Consider the following 19,699-nt stretch of genomic DNA (forward strand, 5'->3'; position numbering starts at 1 on the left):
GATCAACGCATCGCGGGGTGGAGCAGTTCGGTAGCTCGCTGGGCTCATAACCCAGAGGTCGTAGGTTCAAATCCTGCCCCCGCAACCGAGTACGAAGGCCCTCGCCGACAGGCGGGGGCCTTCGTCGTTCCCCGGTGGTGTCATCGCCCGTCGGCCCGGAGGGAGCGCCGGGCGCGTCGCTCCGCGATCCGGCGCGGCGGCCGTGCCACCGTGGCGCCGCGGCCCGCTCGCGCCGCAGCACGGAGGAACGATGACCGCCACGCAGCCGGCACGCACCCGCCGCCGCCACTACGCAGCGCAGTCCGGGGCGTCACGCCGGGAGATCCTGGCCAACAGGAGCGCTCACCACCCGGCCGTCGTCGCCCTCGCGATGCGCCACGCGGGGGAGATCCAGCTCCGGGTCGCCGACGCGATCACCGCGTTCGCCGGGTCGATGCGGTTCGTCTACATCCACGTGGTGCTGTTCGCGGTGTGGATGCTCGTCTTCGAGCGGAGCCCCTGGCCGGCCCTGACGCTGGTCGTGTCGCTGGAGGCGATCTTCCTGTCGACCTTCGTGATGATCGGGCAGAACCGGCAGTCGGCGTTCCAGCAGGCGAAGGCCGACCACGAGTTCACGGTGCAGGAGAAGGAGCTCGACGAGAACACGATCCTCACCCGCGAGATCCACCGGCTGACCGTCGAGCTGCACCGGCTCCAGCAGGGCTCCGCCCCATCCGGCACCGCGACCCCTGCTGGACCGACGGCCTAGCATCGGGCGATGCCCCTCGTCGCTGTCGCCCAGTTCGCTCCTGGTCCCGACTCCGCCGCCAACGCGGAGACGATGCGGTCCCTCGCTGCGGAGGCGCAGGCGCTCGGCGCCGCGCTCGTCGCCTTCCCCGAGTACAGCTCGTTCTTCGAGCCCCGGATGGGACCGCGCTTCGCCGAGCACGCCGAGGACCTCGACGGGCCCTTCACGGCGGCCATGGTCGCCGCTGCCGAGGAGGCCGAGCTCACCGTGGTCTTCGGGCTCGTCGAGCGCGCGGGGGAGCGGTTCCGCAACGCCGCCGTCGCGGTGGACCGATCCGGCGTCCTGGCCGTCTACCGCAAGACGCATCTCTACGACGCGTTCGGCGCAACGGAGAGCCGCTGGGTGGAGCCGGGGCCGCTCGACGAGCCGGCGGTCTTCGACGTCGTCGGCGTGCGGGTGGGGCTGCAGACCTGCTACGACGTCCGCTTCCCCGAGGTGACCCGCCGGATCGCCGATGCGGGAGCCGACCTGGTCGTCATGCCGGCCGACTGGGTGCCGGGGCCGCGCAAGGTGGCCCACTGGCGCACCCTCGTGACGGCGCGGGCGATCGAGAACACCCTCTACGTGGCCGCCGCCGGGCAGGTGCCGCCGGGCGGCGTCGGCACGAGCCTCGTCGTGGATCCGCAGGGCGACGTGCTCACCGAGTTGGGGGATGCCCGGGGGGTGGGCATCGCCGCCGTCGAGGCCGCGCAGGTCGTCGCGACGCGGGAGGTCAATCCGGCCCTGACGCTCCGGCGCTACGCCGTCGTCCCGCGCGGCTGAGCCTCCGCGCACATCGCGCCGTTCCGGAGTTCCTGCGCGACACGCCGTGCCCGAGGCGCCGGATGCGGCGTGTCGTGCGGTTTCTCCGGAACGGCGCGATCCGGGCGGCGGTCAGCGGCGGCCGAGCGCGGCGAGCCGGTGAGCGGCCTCGGCGAGGACCGGCTCCGACTTGCAGAACGCGAAGCGGACGAGCGGCCGCACCTCGTCGGCGAGCGCCGGCCCGCAGAACGCGGAGACGGGCACCCCGACCACGCCGGCGAGCTCGGGCAGGCGACGGCAGAGCTCGGCGCCGTCGGTGAAGCCGAGCGGCCGGGCATCCGCGACGACGAAGTAGCCCGCCTGCGGCACCGACACCCCGAATCCGGCCGCGGTGAGGCCCGCGAGCAGCTGCTCGCGGCGGGCGGCGAGGTTCGCGGCGATCCCCGCGAACACCGCGTCGGGCAGGCCGAGTCCGACGGCGATGGCCGGCTGGAACGGGGCGCCGTTCACGTAGGTCAGGTACTGCTTCACCGCGACGATCGCCGCCACCAGGTCGGATGGCCCGGTGAGCCAGCCGATCTTCCATCCCGTCGTGCTGAAGGTCTTGCCGCCGGACGAGATGGAGACGGTGCGGTCGGCCGCGCCCGGCAGGGAGGCGATCGGCGTGTGCCTCGCGCTGTCGAACAGCAGGTGCTCGTAGACCTCGTCGGTGACGATGACGGCGTCGTGCCGGATCGCGAGTGCGACGATCCGCTCGAGCACGGCGGCCTCGAGCACGGCGCCGGTTGGGTTGTGCGGCGAGTTCACGAGGATCACCCGCGTGCGGTCGGTGACCGCCGCATCGAGCTCGGCGAGGTCGGGCCTGAAGTCCGGCCAGCGCAGCGGCACCGTGCGGTGCACGCCGCCCGCGAGACCGATCAGGGCTCCGTACGCGTCGTAGTACGGCTCGAAGGTGACGACCTCGTCGCCCGGCTCGACGAGGGCGAGCAGCGTCGCGGCGAGCGCCTCGGTGGCGCCGGCGGTGACGAGCACCTCCCGCTCCGGATCGACCCCGAGCCCGTACCAGCGCTGCTGGTGGGCCGCGATCGCACGGCGGAGCGGATCCGTGCCGCGGCCGGGCGGGTACTGGTTGAGTCCCGCAGCGATGGCGTCCCGCGCCGCCGCCAGCACCTCTGCGGGCCCGTCGGTGTCGGGGAACCCCTGGCCGAGGTTGATCGCGCCGGTCGCCGTGGCGAGCGCGCTCATCTCGGCGAAGATGGTGGTGCCGGGCGTGCCGTCCGGCGCAAGCAGGCCGGCGCCGGCCGCCGCGCGGCGCCACGGACCGGTCGTCGTCACCGTCTCAACCTAAGCCAGGCGGTCGACTCGGTCGTCGGCGCTGTCGTAGGAGCGCGACAGGGTCTTCATAAGATCTCCACAGGGGATGGACGCAGGCTTGATGCCGCTTGGAAGGAGCACCATGACCGACAGCACTGACCGGCCCGACGAGGGCCCGTCGGACATCGCCGGCACGCCCCGAGCGGCGGACAGCGCCTCACGAGGCGAGCCCGAGAACCCCTGGATCGCCGCGCGGCCTTTCGACGAGACGCCGGCTGCCGCCGTGGACACCGACGGCGACGCGGACACCACCCGGCCCATCCCCGAGCTGACGGACTCGTCCGCCGCCCGTGCGGACGACCGCTCGTCCTTCCGTGCGCCCGAGCGGCGCCGCGGCCTGCTCGTCCCCGTCGTCGCGGCGGCGGTCGTCGCGGCCCTGATCGGCGGCGGTGCCGGCGCGGGCATCGCGCTCGCCATCCGCCCGGCCGAGCAGACCACCTCGGCGAGCACGATCACCACCGGCGGCTCGAACGCCACGATCAACAACGCGAAGACCGCGACCGCGATCTCCGCCGTGGCGGCGAAGGCGTCGCCCTCGGTCGTGACCATCTCGGTGAACGCCTCCACCCAGTCCGGCACCGGATCCGGCATCGTCCTGTCCTCGGACGGCTACGTGCTGACGAACAACCACGTCGTCACCCTCGACGGCGCCTCGTCCTCCGGCACCGTCAGCGTGACCACCTCGGACGGCCACATCTACAAGGCGACCATCGTCGGCACCGACCCGGTCAACGACCTCGCGGTGATCAAGCTCACGGGCGCGAGCGGCCTGACGCCCGCCACCTTCGCGGACTCGAGCACCCTGAACGTCGGCGACACCGCGATCGCGATCGGCGCCCCGCTCGACCTGCCAGGCACCGTCACCACCGGCATCGTCTCGGCCCTGAACCGCAGCATCAGCATCCAGTCCTCGGCCGTGCCGAACGGTGGCGGCGACACGAGCGGCGGGAACGGCAACGGCGGCGACAGCGGCAGCAGCCCGTTCAACTTCTGGAACTTCGGCAACGGCGGTGGCTCCCAGGGCCAGAGCCGGTCGACGACCGGGACGAACAGCATCTCGCTCGCGGTCATCCAGACCGACGCCGCGATCAACCCCGGCAACTCCGGCGGCGCCCTCCTCGATGGCCAGGGGCGCGTCATCGGCGTCAACGTCGCGATCGCCTCGACCGGTTCGAGCGGGTCGACCGGCAGCCAGTCGGGCAGCATCGGCGTCGGGTTCGCCATCCCGTCGAACGTGGCCAAGCGGATCGCCGACGAGCTGATCCAGGACAAGAAGGCAACCCACGGCCTGCTCGGCGCGACGGTCCAGGACTCGACCAGCGCGGCGAGCAGCACCGTGGCCGGCGCGCTCGTGAAGACCGTCAGCGGGGGCGGCGCCGCCGCGGCCGCGGGCATCCAGGCGAACGACATCATCACCCGCTTCAACGGCGTGACGATCCAGAGCGCGACCGACCTCACCGCGCAGGTGCGGGCGCTCGCCGGCGGGTCCTCCGCCCAGGTCGTTTACGTGCGCGGCGGCACGACCCACACCGCGACCGTGAAGCTCGGCACCTACACCGGCTGAGCGGCGGTTCCAGCACGACGCGGGGCCGTCTCCATCGGATGGAGGCGGTCCCGCTTCATAGACTGCTCCTCGACGACGGATCGGGGACGTGGATGCTTTCGCTCGCTCAGCAGGCGAGGGCCGCGCGGGCCTTCGTCGACACCGCGCTGGCCGCTGCAGGCGCGATCGACGCGACGCTCGCCCGTCGCCTCGACACGCACTTCCCGCGGCTCTACGAGCTCTACACGTCGGTCTACGGGGACCGGGCGGACTGCCTCGACCGGCTGGCCGACCTGGTCCTGCTCGTAGCGCGGGTGACCGCGGAGCGCCCCGATGAGCTGCGCGCGCTCGACGCGGCCCGGGAGGCGGATCCGACCTGGTACCTGTCGAACCGGATGCTGGGCGGCGTCTGCTACGTCGACCGCTACGCGGGCGACCTCGCGGGCGTGCGGGAGCGCATCCCGTACTGCAAGGAGCTCGGCCTCACCGCGCTGCACCTGATGCCGCTGTTCCGGGCGCCGGAGCGCAACTCCGACGGCGGCTACGCGGTGTCGAGCTACCGCGAGGTGAACCCTGCGCTCGGCACGATGGACGACCTGCGCGCCGTCGCGGCCGACCTGCGGCAGGCGGGCATCTCGCTCGTCGTGGACTTCATCTTCAACCACACGAGCAACGAGCACGAGTGGGCGCAGCGCGCCCTCGCCGGTGACGCGGAGTACGAGGCGTACTACCGGATCTTCCCCGACCGCGCGATGCCCGACGCCTACGAGCGGACGACCCGCGAGATCTTCCCCGACGACCACCGGGGCTCCTTCGTGCAGCTGCCCGACGGCCGCTGGATCTGGTCGACCTTCTACTCCTTCCAGTGGGACCTCAACTACGCGAACCCCGCGGTCTTCAACGCGATGGCGGGGGAGATGCTCTTCCTCGCGAACGTCGGCGTCGAGGTGCTGCGGATGGACGCGGTCGCGTTCATCTGGAAGGAGCTCGGCACCACCTGCGAGAGCCTTCCTCAGGCGCATCTCCTGCTGCAGGCGTTCAACGCGGTCTGCCGCATCGCGGCGCCCGCGGTCGTGTTCAAGTCCGAGGCGATCGTGCATCCCGACGAGGTCGTGGAGTACATCGCGCCGAGGGAGTGCCAGCTCTCCTACAACCCGCTGCAGATGGCGCTGACCTGGGAGGCGCTCGCCACCCGGGACGCGACGATGCTGTCGCAGGCGCTCGAGCGCCGGCACGCGATCGACCCGGCCTGCGCCTGGGTGAACTACGTGCGCAGCCACGACGACATCGGCTGGACCTTCGCCGACGAGGACGCCGCCGAGCTCGGGATCGACGGCTTCCAGCACCGGCGGTTCCTGAACGCCTTCTACGTGAACCGGTTCCCGGGCAGCTTCGCCCGGGGGGTGCCGTTCCAGGAGAACCCGCGCACCGGGGACGCGCGGGTGTCCGGCACGACCGCCTCGCTCGCCGGCCTCGAGTCGGGGGAGCCCGGCGCCGCGCAGCGGATCCTCCTCGCGCACTCCATCGCCCTGTCCACCGGCGGCATCCCGCTCATCTACCTCGGCGACGAGGTCGGGCAGCTGAACGACTACGGCTACCTCGCCGACCCCGACCGGGCCGGGGACAGCCGTTGGGTGCATCGGCCGGCGTACCCCGCCGACCGCTACGCGCAGCGGAACGACCCGGATACGGACGCCGGCACGATCTACCGCGGCCTCCGCCGGCTCATCGCGGTCCGCCGCGCCACGGACGAGCTCGCCGGCGGCGCCCTGATCGGCTTCCACACCCACAACCGGCACGTGCTCGGCTACCAGCGGCCCGGCGCCGCGGAGACCGTCCTGGTGCTCGCGAACATGTCGGACGCCCCGCAGGTCGTGCCCGCGGAGGCGCTCTCGGCGCTGCCCGCGACCGCCGTGGACCTCATCACCGAGGCGGAGACCACGCTCTGGGCGGACCTCGAGCTCGCTCCGCTCGAGTTCCTCTGGCTGCAGGTCTAGCGGCCCTCGGCGTCCGCGAGCGCCGTGCGGCTCCGCTCGATGCTCTCCGGGAAGGCGACCGGCGCGGGACCGAACGCGTTCCTGGCGGAGGCGACCACCTTGCGGCCCGCGAGGTGGTTGCCGCTCCCGCCGAGCACGGCGCCGACGCCGAACGGCACCGCCCGCAGCACGACGGAGGCGCCCTGCCGGGTGGCGAACCGCTGCAGGAAGCGCTTGCGGATGCGGTCCGTCAGGCTGCCGAGCAGCTGCTTCGGCAGCCGCTCGGTCACCATCTCGCCCCAGTAGGCGGTGCGGCTCGGGCCTGTGCCGCTCGCCTCGCCTGCGAACTGCTGGACGAGGTTCGCGCCGGACGGGCCGAGCATGAGCGCCATGACCAGGGTGCTGGAGCGGTCGGGGTCGACGACCGCGACGCCGTGCAGCTCCGCCATCGACTGCGCGAGCAGCGCGCTCGCCTCGAGGAAGCCGACCGTCTCCGCGCCGCTGATCGCGATCGAGGCCGCCGTGCCGACCCCCGGGATGAGCGCTGCTGCGCCCGCCGCCGCCCCCGCGGTGGTCACCGCGGCGAGGTAGCGCCGCTCGAGCACGCGGATGATCTCCTCGGGGCTCGCGTCCGGCCGCGCCCGCCGCACGGCGCGCAGATGGGCGAGCACCGCGGGCCGCTGGACCGACAGCAGCCGGTCGAATCCCTGCTTGGTCCACCCGGACTGGAGCCGGTCGGGATCGAGGTCGGGGATCTTCTTCGCCATGGTCCGGATCCTAAGGAAGCGGTCCTGGCACATCGCCGTGCCCCCTGCCCGGTCGGGGATTCATGCCGGTGCTAGCGTCGGGCGGTCGCGCCCCCGAGCGTCCTGAGGAGTCGTGTGCCCATCCCGTTCTTCGGTCCCGCCCAGACGGACGCCTTCATCCCGGCGCTCGGCTGGTTCCTGGTCGCGACGGCGCTCGTCGCGGCGCCGGTCATCCTCGGCCCGCTCCTGCTGCGGCGTCGCTCGGGCCGGGCGCTGGTGATCGGGGCGTTCGTCCTCGCCGCGGTCGCGATCGTGCCCGGCGTTCTCGCCGCGGCGCAGGGCTTCCGCCTGCTCGGGGACGAGCACACGACGGTGCAGCGCACGCTCGCGGGCCGGTACGGCCTCGACCTGCCGGCTGCGGACGTGTCCAGCCTGCTCGAGGGCGGCACGGTCGGGGGCGCCGGCACCCCGGTCGCGAGCGCCACCGGCTCGACGCACCTCGTGCACCTGCAGGAGGATCCGGCGCAGCCGGGCAACTACGTGCCCGTGCAGGCGGCCGTCGGCCCCCTGCCCGCCCGCTGACGTCCAGCCAGGCGGCCGGCAGGGAGGTCAGCCGGAGTAGTCGCCCTCGTACCGCTCGAAGGCCTCCGCGATGCCGCCGTCGAACTGCAGGCGCCCCTTGTCGAGGTAGAGCCCCCGCTTGCAGAACCGCTTGAGGTCGCCGGCGTTGTGGGAGACGAAGAACAGGGTGCGGCCCTCGTCGAGCATCTCCTCGATGCGGGCGTAGCACTTGTTGCGGAACCCTCGGTCGCCGACGGCGAGCACCTCGTCGACGAGCAGGATCGGCTCGTCCATCCGGGACACGACGCTGAACGCCGCGCGCACCTTCATACCGCTGGACAGGTGCCGGTACGGGGTGTTCACGAAGTCCTTGATCTCGGCGAACTCGATGATGTCGTCGAACTCCGCGTCGATCTCGCCCTTGCGCTTCCCGTGCAGGCCGGCGGACAAGTAGATGTTGTCGCGCACGGAGAGGTCGTCGACGAAGCCGCCGGTGATCTCGATCAGCGGCGCGACGCCGCGGCGGACGGCGACGCGGCCCTCGTCGGGCAGCATCACCTCGGCGACGAGCTTCAGCAGCGTCGACTTGCCCTGGCCGTTGCGGCCGACGACGCCGATCGACTCGCCCTGCTGCACGTCGAACGACACGTTGCGGAGCGCCCAGAACTCGTCGGGCTTCGCTCGGCGCTCGCCGCTGGCGAAGAGGTCCTTGAAGCTGCGGGTGCGCTGCCGGTTCCGCTTGAAGCGGATGCCGACGTCCTCGACCGAGATGACGGGCGCGGCCACGTCAGATCTCCTTCAGGACGCGGGGCACGCTGCGCCGGAAGACGACCGTGCCGACCGCGAGCAGGATCAGCGAGACGATCGCGGCCTCCAGCACGTAGACCCAGTCGAGCACCTCGGGGAAGAAGCAGGCGCGGTACAGCTCGAGGAACCCGACGACGGGGTCGAGCCCGTAGAGGAAGTGCAGGGTCGGGTTGCCGAGCCTGAACGAGTAGATGACCGGGGCGCCGTAGAAGAGCAGGCGCGTGACGAGCTTCACGACCCGCTCGAGGTCGCGGAGGAACACCGACGCGGGCGCGATGATCAGGTTGATCCCGACCGTCAGCGTGATCTGCAGGATCAGCGCCAGCGGCAGGTAGACCAGGGCCTCGAGCACCGGCGCCTTCTGCGTGATGAGCGCGAAGAAGGCGATCACCGGCAGGCTGATCAGGAACTCGATGCCCTTCGAGGCGATCTGGCGGAGGATCCAGATGCTCCGGGGGATCTTCACCGAGCGGATCAGCTTCGCCTCGGAGCGGAACGCCTTCGTCGCGTCCGAGACGTTGCCGCTGAACCAGGTCCAGGGCAGCAGCGCCGAGAGCAGGAAGACGATGTACGGCTCCTGCCCCGCCTTGCCGTGCGGGATGATCAGCGTGAAGACGAACCAGTAGATCCCGGCCATCAGCAGCGGGTCGATGATCGACCAGAGGTAGCCGAGGGCGCTCGTCGTGTAGCGGACCTTGAGGTCGCGGGTCGTGAGCAGCCAGAGCGCGTGGCGGTACCGCGTCCAGTAGCCCGGGCGCCGCGACTCACGCACGGTGCGAGGCGCGGTCACGGCTGCGGTCACGGAGATCCTCACGTGTCGAGGGGGCGATCCGGCACGGATCGGGCGCACGGCGTGGGCGGAGCGCCGGGACGCCATGCTAATCGACGGGCCCGTCGGGGGACGGCTCACCCGTCGGCGCGCCCGGACGCCTCCTGGCCTCGGTTGCTACCGTGCCCGTGTGACCCCTGCAGCCGAGTCGGACCCCGTGGACCGCGATCCGGAGCAGGCGTCCGTCGCGCCGGAGTCGCCCGCCGCCCCGGAGGCGCCGTCCGCCCTGCCGCCCGTCCCGGCGGAACCGGCGGTCGCAGCGGATGCTGCGGAGCCGCCCACCGCACCGAAGCGGCCCGCACGCGCGAAGGCGGCGACCGGCGACGCGGCGTCCCCCGAGCGGCCCGCGCGAGCGAAGGCGGTGGCCACGAGGGCCGGCGCCGCGAAGGCCGCGACGGCGAAGGCTCCGGCCGCGAAGCCGGGCTCCGGCTCCACCGCTGCGAAGCGCACGACCGGCGCCGCGAAGGCCGGCACCGCCGCGAGCCGGGCCGGGGCCGCACCGGGCGAGGCGCCCCCGAAGCGAACGAGCACGCGGGCCCCGGCCCGCCGCATCGCCGCGGCCGACCAGGCGGCCGACACGGTGCGGGACCGCTCCGGGAAGGCCGGCGCGGCGCGGCCCGCTCCCGCGGCGGCGGCGGGCGAGGTCGAGGAGACCCGGACCGAGCAGCTTCCCCCGGCCGAGGAGGGGCCGACCAGGGAGCTCCAGCCGACCCTGCAGTCCGAGCCCGCCGTCGCCGCAGCCGACCGGACCACCGAACTCCTCGCCGTGCCCGACGACGAGCCGACGACCCTGCTACCCGTGGCGGAGCAGGCGCCCCCGCCGGCGGCCGCCGCATCCGATTCGTCGACGGCCCGCTTCAAGACGCGGCCGGTGCTGAAGATCGAGGGGCTCGCGAAACGGTTCGGCCCCACCCTCGCGGTGGCCGGCATCGACCTCACCGTGCAGCCCGGCTCGTTCTACGGGATCGTCGGCCCGAACGGCGCGGGCAAGACCACCACGCTGTCGATGATCACCGGGCTGCTGCGGCCCGACGCCGGCAGCGTGCACGTGCACGGCATCGACGTCTGGAAGGAGCCGGAGCGGGCCAAGCGCGCCATCGGCGTGCTGCCCGACGCGCTCCGCCTCTTCGACCGGCTCTCCGGCGCGCAGCTCCTCCACTACTCCGGGGTGCTCCGCGGGCTCGACGCCGCGACCGTGCGGCAGCGCAGCGCGGACCTCGTGCAGGCGTTCGGCCTCGAGGACGCGACCGGCCGTCTCGTCGCCGACTACTCCGCGGGCATGACGAAGAAGATCGCCCTGGCCTGCGCGATGATCCACTCGCCGCGGCTGCTCGTGCTCGACGAGCCGTTCGAGTCGGTCGACCCGGTCTCCGCGGCCAACATCGTCGAGATCCTGCAGCGCTATGTGCGCGCAGGCGGCACGGTCGTGCTCTCCAGCCACGGGATGGACCTCATCCAACGGGTCTGCGACCACGTCGCGATCATCATCGACGGGCAGGTGCTCGCGGCCGGCACCGTCGACGAGGTGCGCGGCGAGCAGAGCCTCGAGGACCGGTTCGTCGACCTCGCAGGCGGTCGCAAGGCCGCCGAGGGCCTGGAGTGGCTGCACAGCTTCTCGGACTGACCGGGCGCTGACCCCGGGGAGTGCGACGGATGCCACGGGTCTCGGTCGGGGTGCTGATCCGCGGCGGGCGGGTGCTGCTCTGCCATCGCGTCGTCGAGAAGGTGCACGACCCGGACCGGTGGGACTTCCCCGGGGGTCACGTGGAGCCGGGCGAGTCCGACGGCGAGGCGCTCGCCCGGGAGCTCGAGGAGGAGGTCGGCGTCGTGGTCGAGCCGCCGAGCCGGCCCTGCGACCTCGAGGTGAGGAGAGGCTCCGAACGCCCTCCACAGTCGGCCGCCGAGCGGGCATGCGGGGTGCACCGATCGCACATTCGGGTCGCGCAGCGGTGGCGCTTCGAACGTGCATCGCTGACGGTCAGCCACTGCCGCACACCCGTCCAGGTCCGCGCATTCGACACGCCGCGCCCACGCGTTACCGATTTGTGACCTGACGGAAGTGCTGCTACTTTCCACCGGTCGCCGGTCAGCCAGGACCGCGCAGGCGCCCATCACACCGCCGCCCCCCTCTCTCCGCCGCTGCCCGCCCTCGGCCGCGGAGGCGCTGCCGCACGCCCGTGCGCGCTCGCCGGGCGGCCCGACTGGAAGCTGCTCATCTTGCGATCCCTCGTCACGAAGGTCCGTGTCCTCACCCTCGCCGCCGCACTCGTGGTCGCCCCGGCCGTCACCGTGGCCGCCGCGCCCGCCGCTGAGGCGGCGACCGCGCACCACACGCCCGCGCGGCTGACGGCGCTGGCCTACGCGAAGCACAAGCTCGGCGACGCCTACCGCTACGGCGCCGCCGGCCCGAACGCGTTCGACTGCTCAGGCCTCACCATGCGCGCCTACGGCGCCGCGAAGAAGAGCATCGGCGGTCACTCGGCCACGGCCCAGTACCGCTCCGCCCGCGCGAAGCACCAGCTGCGCACGTTCAAGCACGTCCTGCGCGGCGACCTGCTCTTCTACGGGACGACCAGTGACGTCTACCACGTCGCCATCTACGCCGGCGGCGGCAAGATGATCGAGGCGCCCCACGCGGGCGCCAAGGTCCGCCTCGTGAAGGTGCGCAAGGGCGACCTGCTCTCCAACGTCGCCAACCCTTGAGGCGGTTCGACGCGCATCCCCGCGCGGGGGCGGCCTCGCTCGCTCCTGACGTCGAGCGGACCCGCCCTCCTCAGAGGCCCGTCGGGCGCCGCCAGTAGGCTTGAGGCCCCGCGAAGTTCCCGCGGTACCGAAGACCTGATCAGAGGCGTGTTGTAGGGTGATCGCGCAGTTCCTCCGCTTGAAGCTGCAGCTGACCGCGAACGCCTTCCGCCGCAGCACCTGGCAGGTCGTCGGGATCGCCATCGGCCTGCTCTACGGGGGAGCGGTCACGCTGCTGGCCGTCATCGCGCTGATCGGGCTCCGGTTCGTCTCCGTCGCCGTCACCGGGCCCGTGGTCGTGATCGGCGGCTCGCTGACCGTGCTCGGCTTCCTCGTGGTGCCGCTGCTGCTCGGCGTCGACGACACCCTCGACCCGCGCCGCTTCGCGCTCTTCGGGGTCGATCGCACCCGGCTCGCGGTCGCCCTCGCGGTCGCGGCGCTCGTCTCCATCCCGTCGATCGTGATCACCCTCGTGTCGCTCGCCACCCTCGTGACCTGGGCGCGGTCGCCCGGCGCGTTCGTCGTCGCGCTGCTCGCCGCGCCCTGCACCATCGCGATCTGCGTGCTCGTCGCGCGGATCAGCGCCGCGGCCGCCGGGCTGCTGCTCGCCACGCGCCGGTCCCGCGAGGCGCTCGCCGGCGTCGCGGTGGTCGGCCTCGTGATCCTCTCGCCGGTCATCGTGCTGCTCAGCACCGTGCGGATCGGCTCCGCCGGCGCGCACGACGGGGCCGTGGTCGCCGCGGTGCTCGGCTGGACGCCGCTCGGCGCCTCCTGGGCCGCTCCGGCGACGATCGCCGCCGGACACGCCACGGGCCTCCTGCAGCTGCTCGAGGCGATCGCGACGGTCGGGCTGCTCGCCCTCGCCTGGCGGGCCCTCGTCGCGAAGACCCTCGTCTCGCCGACGCGGCACGGCCGGCTGCAGTCGTACAGCGGCCTCGGCTGGTTCGGTCGGCTCCCGAGCACACCGGGCTGGGCCGTCGCCGCGCGCAGCCTCACCTACTGGAGCCGTGACGTGCGGTACCGGGTGAGCATCCTCGTCGTGCCGATCACGCCGATCGTGATCATCCTGGTCCTCGGCTTCGTCGGCGTGCCCGGCCCCGTGCTCGCGCTGCTGCCGATGCCGATCATCGCGCTGTTCCTCGGCTGGGTCTCGCACAACGACATCGCCTACGACAGCAGCGCCATCTGGCTGCACGTCGCGGCCGGGGTGCGCGGCCGGGCGGACCGGCTCGGGCGGCTGCTGCCCGTGATCGTCGTCGGTGTCCCCGTGCTCATCGCCGGCTCGATCATCTGCGCGGCGATCTTCGGCGACCTCGTCGCCGGGTTCGGGCTGCTCGGCGTCTCCGGCTGCCTGTTCCTCACCGGCATGGGGCTCGGCTCGGTCTCGTCGGCCCGCCTGCCATATCCGGTGCCCCAGCCCGGCTCCTCGCCGTTCCAGCAGCCGAACTCCTCCAGCGGGCTGACGGCCGCGGTGCAGTCGCTCACCTTCCTCGGCCAGTTCCTGCCGGCGATCCCCGCGATCGTGCTCGCCGTGCTCGGCCTGATCGGCCCCGACGGGTGGTTCATCGCGTCGTTCGTCGTCGGGCTCGCCATCGGCGCCATCGTCTTCGCGGTCGGGCTGCAGCTCGGCGCCCGGGTGTTCGAGGCCCGCGGCCCCGAGATCCTCGCGTCCGCGGTCCGGATGTGACACCGGGCGAGCCGAGGGCGGCATACCCTTGCCGCATGCCTCGCGACAGCATCTCCGACCCCGGCGGCGGCACCTCGACCCTCGACCGCGAGCTCGAGGAGCTGCTCAACGGCGAGCAGATCGAGGACGGCGACCACGACCGCTTCGCGCACTACGTGCAGAAGGAGAAGATCGTCGAGTCGGCCGTCACCGGCAAGCCCGTCCGCGCCCTCTGCGGCAAGGTCTGGGTGCCGGGCCGGGATCCGCAGAAGTTCCCGATCTGCCCCGACTGCAAGAAGATCTACGACACCCTGCGCAGCTGACGCCGCGGCGTCCGGTCAGGCGTCCTGGATCACCGTCGGGATCGCCGGGTCGCCTGCCGAGAGGCGCATGCCCTCGAGCGGCAGCTCCCGGATGACGACGGCGTGATGCTCCCGCGCTGCGCGGACGCCCGCCACGCCCATGAAGCCGGCCTCCGGCTGCCCGTCGATCACCAGGGGGACGGTGAGCGGCCTGCCCGTGCCCGGATCGGGCTCGCCGCCGATCACGACGCGCTCCGCGGTCGCCCTGCCCTCGGCGTCGAGGTCCCGCACCGACCACTTGCGGCCGCCGGTGCCGGCCTTCTCGCTCGAGCGCTTCGCCACCCGGCGCCAGGCGCCGCTCGCATCGGTGTGCTCCACGAGCTTGTAGACGAGGCCGGCCGCAGGGTGCCCCGAGCCGGACACCAGCGACGTGCCGACGCCGTACGCGTCGACCGGCATGGCGCCGAGCGTGCCGATCGCGTACTCGTCGAGGTCGTTCGTCACGGTGATGCGCGTGCGGTGCGCGCCGAGCGCGTCGAGCAGCCGCCGGGCCTCGCCGATCACGACGGGCAGATCGCCGGAGTCGATCCGGATGGCGCCGAGCCGGTCGCCGGCGACCCGCACCGCCGTCCTGATGCCCTCGGCGATGTCGTAGGTGTCGACGAGCAGCGTGGTGCCCTCGCCCATCGCGGCGATCTGCGATCGGAAGGCGTCCTCCTCCGAGTCGTGCAGCAGCGTGAACGAGTGGGCGGCGGTCCCCATGGTCGGCACGCCCCAGCGCCGGCCCGCCTCGAGGTTCGAGGTCGCCGAGAAGCCCGCGATGTACGCGGCGCGGGAGGCGGAGATCGCGGCCCGCTCCTGCGCACGGCGCGAGCCCATCTCGGACACCGGCCTACCGGCCGCGGCCTGCACCATCCGGGCCGCCGCGGTGGCGACGGCGCTGTCCGCGTTCAGCACGCTGAGGATCAGCGTCTCGAGCACCACCGCCTCGGCGAAGCTGCCCTCGACCGTGAGCAGCGGCGAGTACGGGAAGTAGAGCTCGCCCTCGCGGTAGCCGCGGATCGAGCCCGTGAAGCGGTAGTCGGCGAGCCACTCGAGCGTGCGGTCGGACACCATCCGCTCGCTGCCGAGCCAGTGCAGCGCGGCCTCATCGAACCGGAAGCGCCCGATCGCCTCGAGCAGGCGGCCCACGCCCGCGACGACGCCGTAGCGGCGGCCGCCCGGCAGGCGGCGGCCGAACACCTCGAAGACGCTGCGACGGTCGGCGGTGCCGTCGCCGAGCGCGGCGTCCAGCATCGTCAGCTCGTAGCGGTCGGTCATCAGCGCGGTGCTGCTCACGGCAGCAGCCTAGGGACGCCCGCGCCGCACTCGCCGAGTGCGCCCTCCGACCCCGACATCTCCACGGGGTCCGGGCGCGTTCCGCCATTCCGGGCGTGATAAGTAGCCCGGAATGGCGGAAGCCGCCCGGGATCGAGGCCGGGCGCCCCCGTACTGGGTACTGCCGAAGCGCCACCCCCGCTGCATACGCTCGACGGACGCCCGGTGCACCCACGCCGAGCGCTCCGCCGGCCACCCATCCGGTGCAGCAGCCTTTTCCCCGAAAGGTCCATTCCCCCATGCTCGGATCCCCGAGCGTCGCCGCCCGGCTCCTCGCCGTGCCCGCGCACCGCTCCTCGTTCGTCCTCTGGGACTACGTGCCGGCAGCGGTCGTCGCCGTCGTGCTCCTCGCCTTCGCCGTCACCCTCGTCGTGGTCGCCACCCACCAGCACCGCGACGTCGACCACTAGCCAGGCACCTCCCTCGGTTGCACCGTTAGGCTTCCCGCCCGTGACGGATGCACCGATCGGGGTCTTCGACTCCGGCGTCGGCGGCTTGACCGTCGCCCGCGCGATCCTCGACCAGCTGCCGAACGAGGCGATCCTCTACGTCGGAGACACCGCCCACTCGCCCTACGGCCCGAAGCCGCTCGCCGAGGTGCGGGCCTACGCCCTCGCGGTCCTCGACGACCTCGTCGCCCAGGGCGTGAAGCTGCTCGTCATCGCCTGCAACACCGCCTCCGCGGCGATGTTCCGCGACGCGCGGGAGCGCTTCACGATCGGCGCGGGCATCCCGGTCGTCGAGGTCGTGCTGCCCGCGGTCCGAGCGGCTGCGCGCCAGACGCGCACGAAGCGGATCGGCGTCATCGGCACCGAGGGCACCGTGCGGTCGAACGCCTACGTCGACGCGTTCGTCGCGGATCCGGCGATCCAGGTCGTGCAGGCCGCCTGCCCTCGCTTCGTCGACTTCGTCGAGGCGGGCGTGACCACCGGCCCGGAGCTGTTCGCGGCGGCGGAGGAGTACCTCGCCCCGCTGAAGGCCGCGCAGGTGGACACGGTGCTGCTCGGCTGCACCCACTACCCGCTGCTCTCGTCCGCCATCCGCTACGTGATGGGGGCCGATGTCGAGCTCGTCTCGTGCGCGGCGGAGACCGCCAACGACGTGTACCAGCAGCTCGTGCAGCACGGGCTGCTGCGCACCGCCGCCACCCCGCCGCGGCACGTGTTCGAGGCCACCGGCACCAGCGAGGCCGCCTTCCTCCGCCTCGCGCGACGGTTCCTCGGCCCCGAGGTGCCGTCCGTCGACCTCGTCCACACCGGCGCGATCCCCGTGCCGCCCGCCTCACACGGAGGATCCCGATGACCGAACGCCGTGACGGCCGAGCCCCCGACGAGCTGCGGCCCGTCACCATCGAACGGGGCTGGAGCAGCCAGGCCGAGGGCAGCGCGCTCATCTCGTTCGGGAGCACCCGGGTGCTCTGCACCGCCTCGTTCACCAACGGCGTGCCCCGGTGGCTGCAGGGCAAGGGCCGCGGCTGGGTCACCGCCGAGTACGCGATGCTGCCGCGCGCGACCAACGAGCGGAGCGACCGCGAGAGCGTGAAGGGTCGCATCGGCGGCCGCACCCACGAGATCTCGCGCCTCATCGGACGGGCGCTCCGCGCCGTCGTCGACACGAAGGCGCTCGGCGAGAACACGATCGTCCTCGACTGCGACGTGCTGCAGGCCGACGGCGGCACCCGCACCGCGGCGATCACCGGTGCCTACGTCGCGCTCGCGGATGCCATCGCCTGGGGCCGCGAGCAGCGCTTCCTCGGGCAGCGCTCGCAGCCGCTCGTCGACAGCGTGGCTGCGGTGTCGGTGGGCATCATCGACGGCGTCCCCATGCTCGATCTGGCATACACCGAGGACGTGCGCGCCGAGACCGACATGAACATCGTCACGACCGGCCGCGGCCTCTTCGTCGAGGTGCAGGGCACCGCCGAGGGCGCCCCGTTCGACCGTCGCGAGCTCGACGCCCTGCTCGACCTCGGCGTCGCCGGCACGGCCGCGCTGACCGCGCTGCAGCTCGACGCCCTCGGAACCGGGTCGTGACCGCCGCCGATCGCTTCCCGCGCATCGTGCTCGCCACCGGCAACGCCCACAAGCTGGCCGAGCTGCGGGCCATCCTCGAGCCGCTGCTGCCCGGCGTCGAGCTCATCGGCTACGACGGCCCGTCGCCGGTCGAGGACGGCGCCACCTTCCTCGCCAACGCGCTCATCAAGGCGACCGCCGCGAACGCCGCCACCGGGCTGCCCGCGCTCGCGGACGACTCCGGCATCGCCGTCACTGCGCTCGGCGGCGCCCCGGGCATCCATTCGGCCCGCTACGCCGGCACGGGACGCGACGACGACAACCGCGCGCTGCTGCTCAGCCGGATGGCGGACGAGGCGGATCGCCGGGCGCACTTCGTCTGCGCCGCGGTGCTGGTCGCCGGTGATGAGCGGTACGAGGTCGAGGCCGAGTGGCCGGGCGAGGTGCTGCGCGAGCCCGAGGGCGACGGCGGCTTCGGCTACGACCCGCTGTTCCAGCCGTCGGGGGAGCACCGGTCGGCGGCGGCGATGACCGCCGAGGAGAAGAACGCGGTGAGCCACCGCGGCACGGCGTTCCGCGCGCTCGCGGCGCAGCTGGACGCCTGAGTCACTCCGTCGCGGGCTCGTCGGTCGCGGCCCGCTTGGCCTTCCGCCGGTTCGACAGCAGGTGGAGCCCGGTGGGACCGAGGCTCAGCACGACGGCGGCCAGCAGGATCACGTCGATGTAGTGCACGACGAAGTAGCGCACCGGCGGGATGCCGCCGAGCAGGAACCCGAGGAACGTGATCCCGAAGCCCCACGCGATCGCGCCGATCAGGTTGTAGAGCGTGTACTTCCGCTTCGGCATCCGGCCGACGCCGGCCGCGATCGGCGCGAACGTCCGCACGATCGGCACGAACCGGGCGAGGATCACCGCGAGCGGCCCGTACCGGTCGAAGAAGCGGTTGGTGCGTTGCACCTGCTCCTTGCTGAAGAGGCCGGTCTCCCGCCGCTCGAAGATCCGTGGACCGGTCTTGCGGCCGATGAGGTAGCCGCACTCGCCCCCCAGGAAGGCGGCGATGCCGATCGCGGGGGCCGCGACCCAGATGCTGACGCCGAGGCCGTGCACGTCGTGCCGCGACAGCAGGCCCGTGATGATCAGCAGGGTGTCGCCGGGGAAGACGAAGCCGATCAGGAGACCGGTCTCGGCGAAGATGATCAGGCAGACGCCGATGATCGCGTAGGGCCCGAACGAGTGGATCAGCTGCGCGGGGTCGAGGAACGGGATCAGCGAGTGCAGATGCACGGCGTCCCTCCCTCGGCTCGAGCGGCGCGCGCCGCGACGATGCGGCGGGTGCGGAAGGAGGGACTCGAACCCTCACGCCGAAGCACAGGAACCTAAATCCTGCGTGTCTGCCAATTCCACCACTCCCGCATCGGGCGGGCTCAGTGTAGTGGGGAGGCACGACGGGACGAGGGCGCCGCGTGGCGGGCGTGGGGTCGCGAGGACCCGGCGTCCCCGATCCGCGTCGCCGGTCCCGCTGGACCGCATTCACCCGTACCAGGTGATGGTCCGGGATCATCCGGCGCGGATGCTGGGCCCGCAGCAGTCGTCGGGACCGTCACACCGACCCGTGAAGGTCACGGGCCGTCCGAGGGGTTCCACAACCCCGGCGCCCGCGAGCGAGCTTCGAGGGAGTCGAACTGTGAGCAAGTCGGATGTGCCACTTGAGCTGTACATCGCCGCCTACATGGACCCGGACGGCGCCCAGCAGGACTGGGACGGGATCAAGCAGATGGTCGCTGACAAGGTGATCGACGTCGAGGCGATGGCGCTGGTGAGCCGCGACGAGAACGGCAAGATCCACGTCAAGGACGATGCGCACCACGCCCGTCACGGTGCCAAGAAGGGCGCCATCGGTGGGGCGCTGGTCGGCCTGATCTTCCCGCCCACGATCATCGCCGGCGCGGTCGTCGGCGCCGCCGCCGGCGGGGTCGCCGGTGGCGTGCTGACCCGCGTCGAACGGCGGAAGATCAAGGCCGACGTGGAGGCCACCCTGCCCGTCGGGTCCTCCGCCATCGTGGCGCTGTTCGAGGAGCGGTGGCTCGGCGACCTGGAGAAGGCGCTGGCCAAGGCCGACCGCTTCCAGCTGGAGCACCTCCACGACGACGACCACGAGGTGGTCGACGAGGCCGACGAGACGCCGGCGCCCGCGACGGCTGCGGCGTCGTCCCCCTCCAGCGCCGCCTGAATCGCT

The 19,699-nt window shown here is 72.7% G+C and carries 21 protein-coding genes and 2 tRNA genes; 16 read left to right on the forward strand and 7 right to left on the reverse strand.

What is annotated here, in order from left to right:
• The first annotated feature begins 11 nt into the window (after positions 1-11).
• The 3 genes from VIG76_RS13905 (at position 12) to VIG76_RS13915 (ending at position 1,549) form a co-directional block, all read left to right on the forward strand.
• Positions 12-85, forward strand: a tRNA-Met gene (locus VIG76_RS13905).
• Positions 86-250: 165 nt separating this feature from the next.
• Entirely contained in the window at positions 251-748 is a 498-nt protein-coding gene (locus VIG76_RS13910; RefSeq protein ID WP_331955177.1) for a DUF1003 domain-containing protein, read from the forward strand.
• A 9-nt stretch (positions 749-757) separates the two neighbouring features.
• Positions 758-1,549 carry a carbon-nitrogen hydrolase family protein gene (locus VIG76_RS13915; protein ID WP_331955179.1) on the forward strand — a complete coding sequence of 264 codons (792 nt, stop codon included), beginning with the start codon at positions 758-760 and terminating at the stop codon, positions 1,547-1,549.
• 111 nt (positions 1,550-1,660) lie between these two features.
• Here VIG76_RS13915 and VIG76_RS13920 read toward each other — a convergent pair whose 3' ends face one another.
• Positions 1,661-2,863 carry an aminotransferase class I/II-fold pyridoxal phosphate-dependent enzyme gene (locus VIG76_RS13920; protein ID WP_331955181.1) on the reverse strand — a complete coding sequence of 401 codons (1,203 nt, stop codon included), beginning with the start codon at positions 2,861-2,863 and terminating at the stop codon, positions 1,661-1,663.
• 121 nt (positions 2,864-2,984) lie between these two features.
• Here VIG76_RS13920 and VIG76_RS13925 point away from each other — a divergent pair, with 121 nt between their 5' ends.
• The gene (locus tag VIG76_RS13925; RefSeq protein ID WP_331955183.1) at positions 2,985-4,466 is read left to right on the forward strand and encodes a S1C family serine protease; all 1,482 of its coding nucleotides are present in this window, start codon (positions 2,985-2,987) and stop codon (positions 4,464-4,466) included.
• A 92-nt stretch (positions 4,467-4,558) separates the two neighbouring features.
• On the forward strand, positions 4,559-6,442 hold the full coding sequence (locus VIG76_RS13930; protein WP_331955185.1) for an amylosucrase: 1,884 nt from the start codon (positions 4,559-4,561) through the stop codon (positions 6,440-6,442).
• Here VIG76_RS13930 and VIG76_RS13935 read toward each other — a convergent pair.
• Entirely contained in the window at positions 6,439-7,188 is a 750-nt protein-coding gene (locus VIG76_RS13935; protein ID WP_331955187.1) for a hypothetical protein, read from the reverse strand. The genes VIG76_RS13930 and VIG76_RS13935 overlap by 4 nt on opposite strands.
• 114 nt (positions 7,189-7,302) lie before the next feature.
• On the opposite strand from VIG76_RS13935, the gene VIG76_RS13940 reads away from it, so the two are divergent.
• Positions 7,303-7,749, forward strand: coding sequence for a hypothetical protein (locus VIG76_RS13940; RefSeq protein WP_331955189.1), 447 nt, complete (start codon positions 7,303-7,305; stop codon positions 7,747-7,749).
• Between the two features lie 27 nt (positions 7,750-7,776).
• On the opposite strand, the gene VIG76_RS13945 is transcribed toward VIG76_RS13940, so the two are convergent.
• Together VIG76_RS13945 and VIG76_RS13950 are read right to left on the reverse strand one after the other, a co-directional pair.
• On the reverse strand, positions 7,777-8,514 hold the full coding sequence (locus VIG76_RS13945) for an ABC transporter ATP-binding protein (RefSeq protein WP_331955191.1): 738 nt from the start codon (positions 8,512-8,514) through the stop codon (positions 7,777-7,779).
• A gap of 1 nt (position 8,515) precedes the next feature.
• Complete coding sequence (locus VIG76_RS13950) at positions 8,516-9,337, reverse strand: ABC transporter permease (protein WP_331955193.1); 822 nt, start codon at positions 9,335-9,337, stop codon at positions 8,516-8,518.
• 157 nt (positions 9,338-9,494) lie between these two features.
• Here VIG76_RS13950 and VIG76_RS15220 point away from each other — a divergent pair, with 157 nt between their 5' ends.
• The 5 genes from VIG76_RS15220 (at position 9,495) to VIG76_RS13975 (ending at position 14,095) form a co-directional block, all read left to right on the forward strand.
• Positions 9,495-10,988 (forward strand): ATP-binding cassette domain-containing protein, encoded by a 1,494-nt coding sequence (locus tag VIG76_RS15220; protein WP_414640649.1) that lies wholly within the window; start codon positions 9,495-9,497, stop codon positions 10,986-10,988.
• Between the two features lie 29 nt (positions 10,989-11,017).
• Positions 11,018-11,413 carry an NUDIX hydrolase gene (locus VIG76_RS13960; RefSeq protein WP_331955195.1) on the forward strand — a complete coding sequence of 132 codons (396 nt, stop codon included), beginning with the start codon at positions 11,018-11,020 and terminating at the stop codon, positions 11,411-11,413.
• Between the two features lie 168 nt (positions 11,414-11,581).
• Positions 11,582-12,067, forward strand: a complete 486-nt coding sequence (locus VIG76_RS13965) for a C40 family peptidase (RefSeq protein WP_331955197.1) — start codon at positions 11,582-11,584, stop codon at positions 12,065-12,067.
• A gap of 157 nt (positions 12,068-12,224) precedes the next feature.
• Entirely contained in the window at positions 12,225-13,793 is a 1,569-nt protein-coding gene (locus VIG76_RS13970; RefSeq protein WP_331955199.1) for an ABC transporter permease, read from the forward strand.
• Positions 13,794-13,828: 35 nt separating this feature from the next.
• Positions 13,829-14,095, forward strand: coding sequence for a DUF3039 domain-containing protein (locus VIG76_RS13975; RefSeq protein ID WP_331955201.1), 267 nt, complete (start codon positions 13,829-13,831; stop codon positions 14,093-14,095).
• A gap of 15 nt (positions 14,096-14,110) precedes the next feature.
• On the opposite strand, the gene VIG76_RS13980 is transcribed toward VIG76_RS13975, so the two are convergent.
• Positions 14,111-15,394, reverse strand: a complete 1,284-nt coding sequence (locus VIG76_RS13980) for a nicotinate phosphoribosyltransferase (protein ID WP_414640651.1) — start codon at positions 15,392-15,394, stop codon at positions 14,111-14,113.
• Between the two features lie 296 nt (positions 15,395-15,690).
• Between VIG76_RS13980 and VIG76_RS13985 the strand changes: the two genes are divergently transcribed.
• From VIG76_RS13985 to rdgB, 4 genes are read left to right on the forward strand one after another with little or no spacing between them, the layout of a single operon-like run.
• On the forward strand, positions 15,691-15,861 hold the full coding sequence (locus VIG76_RS13985) for a hypothetical protein (RefSeq protein WP_331955205.1): 171 nt from the start codon (positions 15,691-15,693) through the stop codon (positions 15,859-15,861).
• A gap of 40 nt (positions 15,862-15,901) precedes the next feature.
• On the forward strand, positions 15,902-16,753 hold the full coding sequence (murI, locus tag VIG76_RS13990) for a glutamate racemase (RefSeq protein ID WP_331955207.1): 852 nt from the start codon (positions 15,902-15,904) through the stop codon (positions 16,751-16,753).
• Positions 16,750-17,484, forward strand: a complete 735-nt coding sequence (gene rph, locus VIG76_RS13995; protein ID WP_331955209.1) for a ribonuclease PH — start codon at positions 16,750-16,752, stop codon at positions 17,482-17,484. Before murI ends, rph begins: the two co-directional genes overlap by 4 nt.
• On the forward strand, positions 17,481-18,068 hold the full coding sequence (gene rdgB, locus VIG76_RS14000) for an RdgB/HAM1 family non-canonical purine NTP pyrophosphatase (protein ID WP_331955211.1): 588 nt from the start codon (positions 17,481-17,483) through the stop codon (positions 18,066-18,068). The genes rph and rdgB overlap by 4 nt, the downstream gene beginning before the upstream one ends.
• Position 18,069: 1 nt before the next feature.
• Here the strand turns inward: rdgB and VIG76_RS14005 are convergent, their stop codons facing one another.
• Positions 18,070-18,741 carry a DedA family protein gene (locus VIG76_RS14005; protein ID WP_414640652.1) on the reverse strand — a complete coding sequence of 224 codons (672 nt, stop codon included), beginning with the start codon at positions 18,739-18,741 and terminating at the stop codon, positions 18,070-18,072.
• A 55-nt stretch (positions 18,742-18,796) separates the two neighbouring features.
• Positions 18,797-18,876, reverse strand: a tRNA-Leu gene (locus VIG76_RS14010).
• A 271-nt stretch (positions 18,877-19,147) separates the two neighbouring features.
• Between VIG76_RS14010 and VIG76_RS14015 the strand changes: the two genes are divergently transcribed.
• Positions 19,148-19,693, forward strand: a complete 546-nt coding sequence (locus tag VIG76_RS14015; protein ID WP_331955215.1) for a DUF1269 domain-containing protein — start codon at positions 19,148-19,150, stop codon at positions 19,691-19,693.
• Positions 19,694-19,699: the final 6 nt, after the last annotated feature.

Source organism: Amnibacterium sp. (genome assembly GCF_036559085.1).
Lineage (GTDB): Bacteria > Actinomycetota > Actinomycetes > Actinomycetales > Microbacteriaceae > Amnibacterium.